Genomic DNA, 14,196 nt, shown 5'->3' with positions numbered 1-14,196 from the left:
ACGTCCCTGTTTACGGCTGCGACTGCGGTTGCACCGCGGCCGGATCAAGCGGCTGATAAGGTTGCAGAACGGTGTCGCGCTGCTCGCCCAGAACCCAGGCGAAGCCCGAATACATCACCACCAGACAGACCAGCGTGAACAACACCACCATCCACGCCGGCACGATGCGCACCAGACTGCGGCGCTGATCGTTGAGGCCTTCCCAGTGCGGCGACAACTCGCGCGGCACGTCGCCACGCAACTGACGAATCTGACGGTACAAGGCGTCGCGGATGCCTTCGAGTTCGAGCATGCCGCGTGCCTGTACGCGGTACTTGCCCTCGAAACCGAGGGACAGGCACAGATACATCAGCTCAAGCATCGGCAGGTGTTTGACCGGGTTTTTCGACAGCCGATCGAGCAGCTGGAAAAACTTCTCACCGCCGAAGGTTTCGTTGTGGAAGCTGCTGAGCAGGCTCATCTGCGACCACTCGCTTTCGTTGCCCCACGGCGTGGTCACGACAGCTTCGTCGACCACGGTGCAGAGCACGTAACGCGCGGCCATCACCTGGCTGCTTTCGGCGCCGTTGTGCAGGGCGCGTACTTCAAACAGCTTGAGCCCGGCGGTCAGGCGCTCGTTGAGCGCGTACAAGTCTTCGCGGCTTTCGCTGTGCTTGAGGCGCACCACTTCCGAAAGCAAATCGGAGGACGCCGCCACCAGCGAATTGAGGCTGATATTGAACGACTCTGCCGGGCGCAGGCGCGCGGCGTAGATCATCCGTTCTTCCAGTTGTTCGAAGCGCGGTGGCGCGGCGAAGTCGGTCAGCGGACTCGACGCCGGGCCGTGGCCCTGACGGTCGAGCAGGACGGTTTTGTCGTCCTGGTTGTGTTCCATGTCCTTGATCATGTCGGTCAGTTCCTGATGGCCCAGAATTTCAGTTCAAGCTCGGCGAATTCGCCGGACACGTGGAACGCGAAACCGCCGGAGCGTTCCAGTTGTGCCAGGTCTTCGGAACTGAGTTCGAGAATGAAATAGGTTTTGTTGGAGTGGAACGCGATCTGCCGCGGGGCCACCGGCAACGGTTTGACCTTGATCCCCGGCAAATGCAGGTTGACCAGTTGGCGGATGCGCTCCACCGGGCCGACCTTGAGGTGCGCCGGCAAGCGGTGGCGCAGTTCTTCGGAATCGCAGTTGGCACTTGCTGCCAGCACGAACGACGCGGTGCCGAGCAGTTTGTGGTCGTGCAACGGCGAAACGATGATGCCGTACTGACGGGCTTGCAGGATCAACTCGATGGCGTGCTGTTCGAGCACCATCGACAGCACCTGACGGATCGCTTCCATCAGTTTGCGGAAGCTGCCGCCCTGATCGGCGTGGGAATAACGGCTGTCCAGACGCGGGCGTTTGCTCTCGCCGGAGAACGTCGCCAGATCGCCGAGCATGGTCAGCAGCGTGCGGTACAACTCTTCCGGGTGCACTTGCTCCAGACCGAGGTAGTGACGCAGCAGCAGTTCGGTGCGGTTGATCAGTTGCAGCATCATGAAGTCGCCAACCTCAGCGCCGCCGACCTTGCCGTTGGAGCGAATCCGCTCGGCAATCGTGTCGCCACGGTGGTTGAGCATGCTGATGACTTCTTTCAGGCACGACAGCAGATAGCTGGACGCGTGGGCCTGAATGTAGGTCGGCACGAAGTCCGGATCGAGGCTGATCACGCCGTCGGGCGTGGTGTCGAGCACGTCGCAGATCTTCAGCTTCACATACGCCTGATCGCTCTGCTGCTCGCCGAGCATCAGTTTGAAATCCGGGCGACCGCAGCTGACCTGGCTGGCGGAATCGTCGCCGGCGTTGGAGTCAGCCACTTCAGCGTCGTACGCGGTGAAGCGCGCGAGCACGTCGGACTGCTCCGGACGGCGCGCCTCGATGTGGTTACCGGTGACCAGCGGCAGCGCCAGATAAATCGGGGTGTTGCCGGTGTTCGGCGGTACGTCCAGCGCCAGCGGTTCGGTGTTGCCGCCGAGTTCGAACAGGCTGCCGTCCGGAAGAATCCCCGAGGCCTGGCTGACCACCAGTTTGCCCATGTTGAGGAACTGCAGGTCGATCTCCAGATTGAGGAAACCCCAGGTGTAACTGCCCAGCAACTGGGTGCGGGTTTTCATCTGGTGATCGTAATAGCGATCGTTGTGCTGGAAGTGCTGCGGCCGCAGCAGCATGCCTTCCTGCCAAATGACTTTATGGGTATTCATGATCAGTTATCCGCCTTGGCGAGCGTTTCTTGGCTGTTGCGGATACCCGTCTGATCGAGGGTCAGATCAGCCTCGGTAAGTTCCTGCGGGGTGACCTGCACGGTGTAGCGCCACTCGGTTTCCGGCAGATCGCGGTAAGCGGCGAGCACGCCCACATAACGGCTGCCCTCCTCGACGCTGAGCTTCAACTCGACGGTTTCACCCGGGCGCAGTTCGAGTTCTTCGGTGGCCACCAGATCCGGATTGAGGGATTCCTTGGCACGCTCGTAGAGGCTGAAGAAGTCAGCGTTTTCGAAGGTCACCGGGTGTTTGAGTTCGAACAGGCGCACCACGATCGGCGAAGGACGGCCGTTGAGATCGGGGTTCAACTGATCGCTGCCGGTCAGTTTCAGGTTGACCTTGGTCACGTTCGAGTACGGCGATAGCGACGAGCAACCGCCGAGCAACGCCAGCAAAGTGAGCGCAGTCAGCGTCTGGAAAAAAGCGGTCGAGCGGCGAGACATGCGCATCATCCTTGGTGGTCGGTGTGGAGGGTGGAGATCAGGCGGATCTGTTCTTCGTAGGCCTGAGCGAAGTCGCGGGCCAGCAGGCGCTCGCTCCAGTCATCGTCCTGACGCAGTGCCTGGTGATAACGGCCGAACGCTCTCCAGCGCCCACCCGATGTTGCGAGCAGCGGCTTGTTGTCGCGCTCGAAACGCAGGGTCAATTGCTCCGGCGAGAAGTGCTCCAGCGTGCCGCGTACGGCGGCGCGGCTGGCGGTCAGCAGCGCCACTTGATGCGCCTGCAGATCACGGAACGCGCGGGAGATCGCTTGCTCGGCCGGCAGATGACCGGGCTTGCTTGGCTGCAACAAAATCTCCAGCGCTTCGCTCGGATCGACGGCGAATTTCAGCGGATTCTTGTTGGTGCCCTGGACGATGGTCTGCGCCAGACGCAGCTCGTTTTTCAGCTCCGAGCGGGTGCGCAGGCTCTGCTGCAAACCACCGACGCTCTGACGCAGCAAGCGCGCGGCATTCAGTGCCAGCGCTTCGCGTTCGTCGTGGCTGAGGCCTTTGACGTCGACACCCAGCGCGGCGCCGAAGTGCTCCCAGAAACCTTCGCTTTGCCGTTCAACAGGCTTCGGCGCCGGCGCGGGTTCAGGCTCGACGGGAGCGGCGATCAGCTCCGGCACCATCAGGCTTTCCATGTCGATGCGCGCGTAGTCGGCGCGCTGACGGGAATCCTCGGGCTTGGCGGTCGGCGCCAGCAATTCGTCGATTTCCGAGTACACGCGCTCTTGCTGTTCGATGGCATTGAGCGGGTCGAGGTCGAGGAACGCGTCGTCGGGAATGATGCTGCCCGCCGCGCGCGGACGGCCGGCTTCGCCGTCGAACGTGGCCGGGTCACGCACCAGTCGCGCACGAATCTCGAAGTCGCCCAGCACGTAGGTGCTGCCGTGCTCGATGCGCACCGGTTCGCCCTTGTGCAGACGCGCGCCGCTGCCGCCGTCCTGAATGCCGTTACTGCTGCTGTCGGTCAGGAAAAACGAGCCTTCGCGGTAGCTGACAATCGCGTGGTGATTGGACAGGTGACGCTTGCGGTCAGGGATGATCCAGTCGCAATCCTCGCCTCGCCCGATCACGCCGCCGGCCTGCTTGAAGGTCTTCTGGCACAACTCGGTGGGCACGAATTGCTTGGTGTTCAGCATTTCGAAAACCAATTCCATGTTTGCTGCTCCTTGCAATCACTTACCGCGATTGGCCGCTTGCGGATCACCCAGCGGGCGATAGTCGTTGTCGTTGAATTTGTAGTTGCCGCTACAGCCGCCAAGGCCGCATAGAACGACGAGGGTCAGCAGGACAGCGTGCCAGTGACGAACAGACATCAGAGGGTCTCCAGGGGTAGACAAAGCACAAAGCGCCGGCCCTTGCGGGCGGCGCCGTTATTAGCGAATTTATTGGTTTGGGGGGCTCTAGATCGCAGCCTCCAGCCACTTTTGGGAGGAATATTGATCCCCTGTGGCGAGGGGACTTGTCCCCGTTGGGGTGCGCAGCGCCCCCATAACCTGCCAGCGCGGTCTTTCAGTGAGACCGTATCTACCGGACTGCGGCTGCTGCGCAGCCGGACGGGGATAAATCCCCTCGCCACAGGGGAATCAACAGCCTCAAGGAATTCAATGGCCGTGGGAGTGCGGGACAAGACGATCACTTTCTGCTCAACCATCGAAGTCACCCAAATTGATATTCAGGCGGCCGAGGCGGTATAGCAGCGTGCGGCGTGGCAGGCCCAGTTCGCGGGCGGCGAGGGTCTGGTTGCCGTCGTTTTTGCGCAGGCAGTTGAGCAATAGCGTGCGCTCGACTTGCTCCAGGCGTTCACGCAGATTCAGGCTGCTGTTGTCTTCGGGCATCGGCTCCATGCGCAGGGAGAAATGCTCGGCCAGCAACTCGCCGCCCTCGCACAACAGCACCGCGCGCTCGACCAGCGCTTTCAGTTCGCGGACGTTGCCGGGGAAGGTGTAACCCGCCAGATGCTCCAATGCCGCGTCCGACCAGCGCACCGGATCTCGCTGCAAATACGCGCAGGCCTTTTCGGCGAAATGCCGCGCGAGGTCGAGGATGTCGCCTTCGCGCTGACGCAACGCCGGCAGCACAATCGGAAATTGCGCGAGGCGGTAGTACAAGTCCTCGCGGAATTTACCTTCGCTGACCAGCACCGACAGATCACGGTGGGTCGCGGCGATGATGCGCACGTCGATCTTGTGCGTGTCGTTGGAGCCCAGCGGACGAATCTCGCCTTCCTGCAACACGCGCAGTAATTTCGATTGCAGCGACAGCGGCATATCACCGATTTCATCGAGCAACAGCGTGCCGCCATGGGCCGCGTCGAACAGCCCGGCGCGGTCGCGATCAGCGCCGGTGAAGGCGCCTTTGCGGTAGCCGAACAGCTCGCTTTCCAGCAGGTTTTCAGGGAACGCCGCGCAGTTCTGCACGATGAACGCCTGCGAGCGACGCGGCCCGCAATCGTGAATCGCCCGCGCGACGACTTCCTTGCCGGTGCCGGTTTCGCCACGCAGCAGCACGGTGTACGGGCTGTGCAGGACTTTGCCGATCAGCGAGTAGGTCTGGCGCATCGCGGTGCTTTTGCCAATCAAGCCGTAACCGCTGATGCTCGGCACGCTGCGCGCCACCGGTGCCGATACATCGCGAGGCTGACGCAGACGCTGGAGCAAATGCAGTTGGCCGAGCACGAACGAGCCGAGTTGACCGAGCGAGTCGGCGAAGCCTTGCAGGTCGGTGCGACGGCGGCTGGCGCAGAGCAGCAAGCCTTCGACAGCCTTGTGCTGATTGACCAGCGGCACACACAACAGCGACTGCCACGGCGAGGCCACCGCCGGCAGAAAACTGGTTTCGTGCAGGCTGCCGCTCAAGTCGTCGAGGCACACCACGCGGTTCTGGCACAGAGCGAATTGCAGCAGTTGCTCACCGTTGTAATCCGCCGGCAGGCTCGCCGCTTCACGCGGTTGCAGGGCGCCGTCGAGGCATTCGGCGTTCATTCCCAGGCAGGTGTGGGTGGCGTCGAGCAGATACAACTGCGCCAGTTCGCAACCGCTCAACTCGGCCAAGCCGCGGACGAAGTCACCCAGTAGCGCAGCACCGTCCGCCGCGCGCGACAGACTGGCGAACTGCGCCAGCAACGCTTCGGCATACACCAGCGGCTGCGGCACTTGAGTGAACATCACGCCCACCTCAGGCGAACTCGCACGTCACACTGGCTTCGCCGTCGAGCGTGGCGTGCACGCGCTTCAGGCTTTCACCGGTGGCCATGGCGTCGAGCAGACGATCGGCCACCAGCGGCAGCACGTGTTGATCGAGCAAATGATCGATCAGACGCGCGCCGCTGTCGCTTTGCGTGCAGCGCTCGGACAGGTGATCGACAAGGTTCTGGCACCAGCTGAAATCCAGCTGACGACGGTTGAGGCGCTCGCCGAGACGACCGAGTTTGATCTCGATCAGCTCGCGCAATACCGGACCGCCGACCGGGTAGTACGGCACCACTTTCATCCGCGCCAGCAGCGCCGGTTTGAAGTGCTTGCTGAGCACTGGGCGAATGGTTTCTTCGAGCACTTCGGCGGTCGGCCGTGCGCCGTTTTCGCAAAGGTCGCTGATGCGATCGCTGCCGAGGTTCGAGGTCATCAGGATCAACGTGTTGCGGAAGTCGATCTCGCGACCTTCGCCGTCGTTGGCCACGCCTTTGTCGAAGATTTGGTAGAACAGGTTGAGCACGTCCGGATCGGCCTTCTCGACTTCATCGAGCAGCACCACCGAGTACGGTTTCTGCCGCACGGCTTCGGTGAGCATGCCGCCCTCGCCGTAACCGACGTAGCCTGGCGGTGCACCGATCAGGCGCGAGACGGTGTGCTTCTCCTGGAACTCGGACATGTTGATGGTGGTGATGAAACGGTCGCCGCCGTACAGCAGATCAGCGAGGGCCAGCGCGGTCTCGGTTTTACCGACGCCGCTCGGGCCGACCAGCAGGAACACACCGACTGGCGCATCAGGTTTGTTCAGGCCGGCAGCGGTGGCGCGCATCGAGCGATCCAGTGCGTGCACGGCTTGTTCCTGACCGCGAATGCGCGTGCGCAGATCGGTGGCGAAACTGGCGACTTTGGCGTTGTGCTCGCGAGCCAGTTGCGCCAACGGCACGCCAGTCCAGGCGCTGATCACTTCGGCGACCAGACGCGGGCACACTTCGAAACTGACCAGACGTTCTTTGACCTGGGCGGCGGTCAGGGCGCTGTGGGTTTCGTTGAGCTGCGCTTCCAGCGCTTCGACGCTCTGGCCTTCTTCGACCTCCGCGGCGAGGGTTTCGATGACGGTGCCTTCGGCGTCTTCTTCAACGCTGAGCACCGGTTCAACGGCGGCGGCTTCGCGAGCCTTGGCCAGTTGCTGACGCAGATCGAGCAGGCGCTCGGCCAGGATTTTCTGTTCAGTCCACAGGGTTTCCAGCGCGACCATTTCGTCTTCGGCGTCGTCGAGACGTGCTTCCAAAGCCTCCAGCGCTTCGTGATCGATCAGCAGACCAGCCTCGGCGTCACGGCGCAGGGCCTGACGCTGACGGCCACCTTCAGCCAGTTCGCCACGCAGGCGCTCCAGACTTTCCGGGGCAGCGGCAAGGCTGATGCGTACGCGGGCGCAAGCGGTGTCGAGGACATCGACGGCTTTGTCCGGCAGTTGGCGACCGGCCAGGTAACGTGCGGACAATTCCGCCGCCGAGACCACTGCGTCATCACGCAGATAGATGCCGTGGCTCTTCTCGTAAACCTGGGCCAGACCACGAAGGATGGTCACCGCTTCGCTGACGGTCGGTTCGTGCAATTGCACCGGTTGGAAACGACGGGCCAGCGCCGGGTCTTTCTCGAAGTATTTCTTGTACTCGGCCCACGTGGTGGCGGCGATGGTACGCAGTTCGCCACGGGCCAGTGCCGGTTTCAGCAGGTTGGCCGCATCGGAACCGCCAGCATTGCCGCCCGCGCCGATCAGCGTATGCGCTTCGTCGATAAACAGAATGATCGGTTTTGGCGAGGCTTTGACTTCGTCGATCACGCCTTTGAGACGACGCTCGAACTCACCTTTGACACTGGCGCCAGCCTGCAACAGGCCCATGTCCAGCGACAGCAGTTCAACGCCTTTGAGCACTTGCGGCACTTCACCGGCGGCGATGCGCGAAGCCAGACCTTCGACAATGGCAGTCTTGCCGACACCGGCCTCACCGACCACGATCGGGTTGTTCTTGCGGCGACGGGCGAGGATGTCGACCATCTGCCGAATCGCGCCGTCACGGCACAGCACCGGGTCGAGTTTGCCGTCGCGGGCCTGTTGGGTCAGGTTGTGGGTGAAACGCTGCAACAGCGACTCGCCCTGCGCGGCCGGTTTGCCATTGGCCGCCGGTTGCTCCTGTTGCGACAGGGCAAATTCTTTCAGGCGATCGATGTTCAGCTTGGCGAGCAGCGGCTGATAACGGCTGCCGGCGTAACGCATCGGGTTGCGCAGCAGCGCGAGGATCAGCGCGGCGTCTTCAACCTGGGTCTGACCGAGTTCGAGGTTGGCCACCAGCAACGCATCTTGCAGCCACTGCACCAGTTCCGGGGCGAACACCGGGTTGCGCGAAGCGCTGTGCTCGACGCGCGATTGCAGCGCCGCGCTGAGTTCACCGGCGTCGACATCGGCGTCTTGCAACGCGCGGGCGAGCAAGCCGTTCGGACGTTCGAGCAGGCCGAGCATCAGGTCTTCGACGAGGATCTTGCTACCGCCACGGGCGACGCAACGCTCAGCCGAACGCTCAAGATCACGACGGGTTTCGGCGTCCAGCGCCTGGATGAGTTGTTGCAGGTCTACGTTGATCATGGCTCACGTCCTTAATGAATTTTGCTGCCCAGGGTCACCACGCCGTCCGCTTTTTCGCGGCCCAGCCAACTGGTCCAACCGAGGCGACAGGCGTTCTGCTCACCGATGCGCAGTTCGCGGATTTCTTCCTGGCGCAGCACCAGGCGAATGTCGTAATCGAGCGGGTCACGCAGGGTGAACCGCACCAGCGCGCAGAGCGGCTGGTAACCAAAACCGATCGGCAGAAATTCATGGAATCGCTGCCAGTCGAGTTCGGTGATGTGAATGCGGAATTTGCCGCTGCGGTCGCGCACGTGTTCGCCGAGCACCAGGTCTTCGCCGAGCAGGCTGTTGGCGCGGCCCAAACGATTGCGCTGTTCTTCGAGAATCTCGACGCGGCGCTCGATGCACTGCTCGATGACCAGGTCTTCGTGCTTGAAGTAGTAACGCAACACGGCTTCGATCAACGCTGCCGAGTGCGCGCGCAGGCTGAGCAAACCGAGGTACGGCAGCAGGCGTTTCCAGTTGAGTTCTTTAGCTTTGCGGATCTCTTCGCCACCGAGACCAATCAGCGCAAACAGCTGCGCCGAAAACGGGTCGAGCGCGCCGCTCTGGAAGCTTGCGCGGTAGCGGTATTTGCGCCAGATCGGCAGCATCAGCCGTTGCAGACGATGGTGAAACAGGTCGAGGAAGTTGCGCGTCGGGTTGCCGTCTTCGCTATCGCCGAGGGCTTGTTCGCCATAGAACGCTGGCAGCGGCGAACCGGAACCGACCAGGCCGATCAGGTTGAAACGCATGCGCGCGCGCATCTGCCCGTGCTCTTCGAAAAACTCCACGCGATCGACGTCGCTGCCGGGAAAACCCAGGCTCGGATTGGCCTGGAATTCCAGCTGATCGTACAAATCGTCTTCGCTCAGGTACGGGTGTGCCTCGCGCAGCCGATCGATCACCAGCAGCACTGCCTGAAACAGCGAGTACTCGCGTATCGCCTTGGTGAGCCCGCTTAAAGCAGAGGCTGCAGGCCCATACGTGGTGTCCATTGGTACACCTCTCCCTGTGTGCTTTTTACTCGCAGCTCGTGGAATGAATTGAGACTGGCGTAAAGCGCGAAAAACTCGTTAAGAACCGAAGCGAAGACGAACAGGTCGCCTTCGCCGATGTACCCTTCCGGGTCGATGGTCAACTCGGTGCGCAAGCCGCGTACCGGCAAGCCACGGTGCAAGCGATCGACGTGGTGATGCTTGATGTTTTTCAGGCCGCCGAGCAGGCGTTTGCTGACCTTCTCTGCGTGCTGGTCGTAGTAACGCGGCAGGTCGTAGGTTTCCAGAATCACCTTCAACGCATTGACGTCCGCCAGCGACAGATAGTTAAGCGACATGTTGCTGATCAGCTTCCACAGGAAGTCTCGGTTCAGCGGCGGCGCGAAGCTCGACGTGGCCGGGGTGATGTTGCGGAAACTGAGAAACTCCGGCGTCTCTTCGCAGGCCACACAGATGTCGCCGAGCTTGAGCTTGCGCGGCAGATTCTGGTTGGTGCAGATCAGCTCGATCGACAGGGTTTCGTGGGCTTCGGTGTGACGAATGCCGAAGCTCAAATAAGTGTCGAGGCCGTCGTGCAGCAAGGACGAGCGCTGGCGAATGCTGTAATGCGGCCGGCTGTTGGGCACGTCGAAACTCGGGTCGTGCTCGAAGGATTCGAACGGCACGTATTCCTGATAACCGAGACCGCCGGGCTTCCAGCCCGTCACGGTTTCCACCGAGAACACACCGCAGTTTTCCAGATCGTATTCCGCGGGCAGCAGCAGGTATTCGTCCTGCTTGCCGTCGAGACGAATCGGCAACGCATCGTGGGCAAACAGGTTGGCGATCGGCGTGCAAAACAGCTTCACGTTATCCAGTGTCGGGCGCATGCGCAGGATGCCGCTCTTGCGAATGTCGAAGCGCAATTCCAGGCCGCGCATCTGCTTGAGGGTGTCCTGCGGCAGCGCGTTGAGGATGTCCAGACCGTTGACGTCGACGAAGAGGAATTTGTCCTGAAAGGCGAAGTATTCCTGCAGGTAGCGATAGCCACGGAAGGTGTTCAGCGGATACGGGATCAACGCTTCTTCTTCGGCAAAGCCCACCGGGGTGACCCTGTCACCGGGAATCTTGAACGCCATCGGCTTGCCGCTGACGCCATCAATTGGCTTGCCGGCGCCGTCGAGCGGAATCAGTTCGATGCCATCGAGGTTGCGCAGCAGGCTCAGGTACAACATCTGGCTGATGTAACGCTCGCCGGCAAAGTGCAGGCGCAGCTTGCTCAGTTCCAGCTCACCGAGGTGGCCGTCGGCACTCATTTCCAAACGCAGACTCAGCAGCGAGCCGTCGCCCTTCACCGAGTAATTCAGCGCCGCGAGATCCAGCGGCAACACCTCGGTTGGGTAGCAAGTGCGGAAGCGGCAACGCACGTCTTCGATCGGCTTGCTCTCCACCGGCGTATCACGCTCGACCACCAGCGCCGGGCCCGAACGCTTGAGCGGATCGAACTGCAAAATGCTGAACGCCGGCAGCGGCCGCATGTAGTTGGGCCAGAGCAATTGCATCAGCGAATGGCTGAGCTCCGGCAACTCGTCGTCGAGCTTCTGGCGCAAACGCCCGGTGAGAAACGCAAAGCCTTCGAGCAACCGCTCCACGTCCGGATCCCGCCCGGCCTGGCCCAGATACGGCGCCAGCGCCGGACTACGCTCGGCGAAACGGCGACCGAGTTGGCGCAGTGCGGTGAGTTCGCTTTGGTAGTAGTGGTTAAAGGACACGGGGTACCTGCCTGAAAAATGAACTCATAAAAAAAACGCTCCGCCACCGAAATGCCGGTTCATTTTTGACCGCCGCCTTCTGCGGCGCACCACGTGGCATGGTCAAGCCGATCAAATGACGGACATGCATTGGATTTACGAATGAATACGTAAGGCGCTGCGGGCTCGTAGGAGAAGTAGTAATAGTTCTTACCATCCTCGCCATAGATCCAGTAATTCGACGACCCCTCATTTATCTCATAAGGCTTGAATGAAAAAATGGAGGATTCAGACGGGATGAAGTTAACACCATCCATCAACATCATGAGCGCATTGGGAAACACGTTTGTCAGTGAAAACAAAGCCACAGCAAGAATTGCGACAGACAGCTTCATGAGCTTGCGCCTACATACTTCATCATTTGAAAAATATAATAGAGCTGCACTCATCATTTCACCTTTCTCGATTTCCAAATCACGAGCTTACTACCATTTGGAACAGCCACCTTTTTTGATACGCCACATAACAGGGCTTATCACAAGCATCTCTAACGCTTCTCGGAAAACAGTAAAAACTTACTCAAGACTTTAAAAGCAACAACCGTAACAACTGAAAAAAATGCGCCAACCACTAAAACATAGGGAATATAAGTTAACCACAAAAACATCATACCCAGACCCGCTAGCCTGCCAAACGCCAAACATCCGATGCCATAAACAACCCAAGGCACACCATAAAACGGGATAAAAACTACAGGAGCCCACCAAGCAAGACGTACGACTTCAAGCTCAGTTCTCCTAGAAATCAAACGAGTAGAAAAGACCGCGAATAACACATAGGCCACCAGCCCGAAACCAAGAACGTATATAAGGACGAACTGTTCCATCCCACCACGTAGCGGGCTGGAAAAATAGAAAGCATCAAGCAACAGCAAAACCGGCAACACCACCATTGGCAACCAAATCGCTGTTTTAAAATAACTCACATACGTCATTTCAACGTCGACTCGGTAGAGTCGTCCGGCATAGGCTCTTCCCAGATACCCATCCAGCGGCCATCGTTCGGACTAAGATTTTTGAAAAAATTATTCCACTCCTCAATCGGCCGCATTTCCAGAGCTTCTTTTTTTAACTTTCGCCTTCTCATCTCGTTTCCAAGAGTGCCTTTGAAGTTCCCCTCTTCATCAACTTCTATACGAATCGCCGAAGAGATCATCGGATACTTTTTATCACCAAATAGCGCAACAAGAGCTGCAGCCTTCCGAACATGCACACCTAAAAAAACAGATTTTCCAGAACCATCAGTAATAAAAGCCTGACAGTTCGGAAATCCATCACCAGTTATATATGTCACTACATCTAAATGCTTCGCCACTCGATCGAACGTCATTATAACTTTGTAACTTACGTCCAGGCTTGGCACGAATGTCATTCCTGTCAATTTTTTTGTTTCCGCTGAAAATGGAAAAGCGTGATTCTCACCTGCGTAACCACCATCTACCCAAACAGTAGTGACTGCACCCTTTTCACTTTTAATTGATGGCCAGCTTCCGCCTTTGGGCTTTAACTCTGCATCATAGTGAGTATGTTCTTCACCCGCCTTCCCGGAATCATTCGACTCCGTTTGCGTATTAACAACTTCGTTCGTTGCCAGCTTTACAAAAAACCTATGCCATACACGTGAAGTTATTAGCGTACCTTGAGCGCCAGAGAGGCCGCTTGGCTTTAACGAAAAGCCGCGTGCATCACCTTCGAAGTAAAAGCCGCTCCACCCAAACGTTTTCCCTGGGTGAAACGATCTTATATTGAATTCATAAGTTGAAAGCTTTGCTAATTTTACGGTCGCGACCTGCCCCTCACGATTGGTAGAAGGGGTGGAAGGAGCCTGCGCCAGAGGCGTAACGTTAGACATTCGCGACTCCTGCTGGAGGAAGCAGGGAAATTTTCAATATCTGGGAAGCTTTACCGGTGCTAACAGCTTTGGTGTGGCCGTTGGCGTCCGTCACGCCCTCATAAATCTCACCTGACTCGGTCTCCAATCGGTAGCCGTAATTTGCCACCGGGCTACCTTCGTCGTCCCTCAAAACGAAAAAGTCATTGAAATAGCCAGGCATTGGAACTGGCGGCACAAACGGCGCCGGCGTATGCGAATTGCCAATAATCACCGTCCCGGACCCAGCCGTAACCTTGTTGCCATGCGTACCCACCGAATCAACCGTCGCGGCAGGCTTGCCGTTGATCAAAACAGTGGTGGCCAAACCTCCCGACATCGCACCACCACACGCCGAGGCATCGCCTTGGCGGGCGGCCGCGAGGCCGTCGAAGAACACGTCGCCGGAACCGACAGCGATCGGGTTGGTGCCGTGGCCGGGGAGCGGGCAAGCGGTGGGGTCGGATACGCGCGCTGCGGGTTTGCCAGACATCGGGAATCTCCTTAGTTGACCTTCACTTGTCCGCTGCCATCCAGGCGCGCGGCGAAACTGACCTGTCGCTTGAAACCATCAACTTCCAGCAGGCCTTCGATGCTGAAGGCCAGGCGCAGCTGATCGTGATCACGCGGCAGGGAAATGACACGCACGTTGCTCAGGCGCGGCTCGTAGGCTTCGATGAAGCATTCGATAGCCAGACGGGCCTGACTCAGAGAGTCGTGCAGGCTCAGACGCATGTCATTGAGATCGGGCAACCCGTAGTCGGACAGCGTTTGCACGCTGCCGGCCCGGGTGCTGAGCATTTTGGCCAGATGGGCAGCCACGGACGCCATGGCGGAAACCTCGCGGCTCCAACCACTGCGTTTTTCTGCGTCGCCATTAAGGCGTTCGAAAAGGCTGCCGTATCCGTCCAT

Annotated in this window: 14 protein-coding genes; all 14 read right to left on the bottom strand. The window is 59.5% G+C overall.

Translation table 11 applies throughout. The annotated features are described in order from the left end of the window. Positions 1–10: 10 nt before the first annotated feature. A complete protein-coding gene (gene icmH, locus ACP3TY_RS26280) occupies positions 11–886 on the bottom strand; it encodes a type IVB secretion system protein IcmH/DotU (protein ID WP_053125083.1) in 876 nt (291 codons plus the stop codon). Positions 887–891: 5 nt separating this feature from the next. After that, positions 892–2,223 carry a type VI secretion system baseplate subunit TssK gene (tssK, locus tag ACP3TY_RS26275; protein ID WP_212545360.1) on the bottom strand — a complete coding sequence of 444 codons (1,332 nt, stop codon included), beginning with the start codon at positions 2,221–2,223 and terminating at the stop codon, positions 892–894. Between the two features lie 2 nt (positions 2,224–2,225). Beyond that, complete coding sequence (gene tssJ, locus ACP3TY_RS26270; protein WP_426618824.1) at positions 2,226–2,726, bottom strand: type VI secretion system lipoprotein TssJ; 501 nt, start codon at positions 2,724–2,726, stop codon at positions 2,226–2,228. Between the two features lie 5 nt (positions 2,727–2,731). Next, positions 2,732–3,928 (bottom strand): type VI secretion system-associated FHA domain protein TagH, encoded by a 1,197-nt coding sequence (gene tagH / locus ACP3TY_RS26265; RefSeq protein WP_426618823.1) that lies wholly within the window; start codon positions 3,926–3,928, stop codon positions 2,732–2,734. An 18-nt stretch (positions 3,929–3,946) separates the two neighbouring features. Continuing rightward, positions 3,947–4,087: a hypothetical protein gene (locus ACP3TY_RS26260; RefSeq protein WP_053125091.1), complete on the bottom strand. Its 141-nt coding sequence runs from the start codon at positions 4,085–4,087 to the stop codon at positions 3,947–3,949. A gap of 330 nt (positions 4,088–4,417) precedes the next feature. Next, on the bottom strand, positions 4,418–5,938 hold the full coding sequence (locus ACP3TY_RS26255) for a sigma-54 interaction domain-containing protein (protein WP_426618822.1): 1,521 nt from the start codon (positions 5,936–5,938) through the stop codon (positions 4,418–4,420). Between the two features lie 10 nt (positions 5,939–5,948). Beyond that, the gene (gene tssH, locus ACP3TY_RS26250; protein ID WP_426618821.1) at positions 5,949–8,606 is read right to left on the bottom strand and encodes a type VI secretion system ATPase TssH; all 2,658 of its coding nucleotides are present in this window, start codon (positions 8,604–8,606) and stop codon (positions 5,949–5,951) included. An 11-nt stretch (positions 8,607–8,617) separates the two neighbouring features. Next, positions 8,618–9,625 carry a type VI secretion system baseplate subunit TssG gene (gene tssG / locus ACP3TY_RS26245; protein WP_426618820.1) on the bottom strand — a complete coding sequence of 336 codons (1,008 nt, stop codon included), beginning with the start codon at positions 9,623–9,625 and terminating at the stop codon, positions 8,618–8,620. Then, positions 9,589–11,376 (bottom strand): type VI secretion system baseplate subunit TssF, encoded by a 1,788-nt coding sequence (tssF, locus tag ACP3TY_RS26240; protein ID WP_426618819.1) that lies wholly within the window; start codon positions 11,374–11,376, stop codon positions 9,589–9,591. Before tssF ends, tssG begins: the two co-directional genes overlap by 37 nt. Positions 11,377–11,435: 59 nt before the next feature. Then, complete coding sequence (locus ACP3TY_RS26235) at positions 11,436–11,750, bottom strand: hypothetical protein (protein WP_212545363.1); 315 nt, start codon at positions 11,748–11,750, stop codon at positions 11,436–11,438. Positions 11,751–11,902: 152 nt separating this feature from the next. Continuing rightward, a complete protein-coding gene (locus ACP3TY_RS26230) occupies positions 11,903–12,340 on the bottom strand; it encodes a hypothetical protein (protein WP_163004677.1) in 438 nt (145 codons plus the stop codon). Between the two features lie 5 nt (positions 12,341–12,345). Next, on the bottom strand, positions 12,346–13,266 hold the full coding sequence (locus ACP3TY_RS26225; RefSeq protein WP_426618818.1) for a hypothetical protein: 921 nt from the start codon (positions 13,264–13,266) through the stop codon (positions 12,346–12,348). Beyond that, on the bottom strand, positions 13,259–13,777 hold the full coding sequence (locus tag ACP3TY_RS26220) for a PAAR domain-containing protein (protein WP_426618817.1): 519 nt from the start codon (positions 13,775–13,777) through the stop codon (positions 13,259–13,261). The genes ACP3TY_RS26225 and ACP3TY_RS26220 overlap by 8 nt, the downstream gene beginning before the upstream one ends. A gap of 11 nt (positions 13,778–13,788) precedes the next feature. Continuing rightward, positions 13,789–14,196: a type VI secretion system baseplate subunit TssE gene (tssE, locus tag ACP3TY_RS26215; protein WP_053125113.1), complete on the bottom strand. Its 408-nt coding sequence runs from the start codon at positions 14,194–14,196 to the stop codon at positions 13,789–13,791.

Origin of the sequence: Pseudomonas rustica, from assembly GCF_049959085.1 — a bacterium.
GTDB classification, from domain to species: Bacteria; Pseudomonadota; Gammaproteobacteria; order Pseudomonadales; family Pseudomonadaceae; genus Aquipseudomonas; species Aquipseudomonas rustica.
This window is presented reverse-complemented; position numbering and strand designations above follow the sequence as displayed.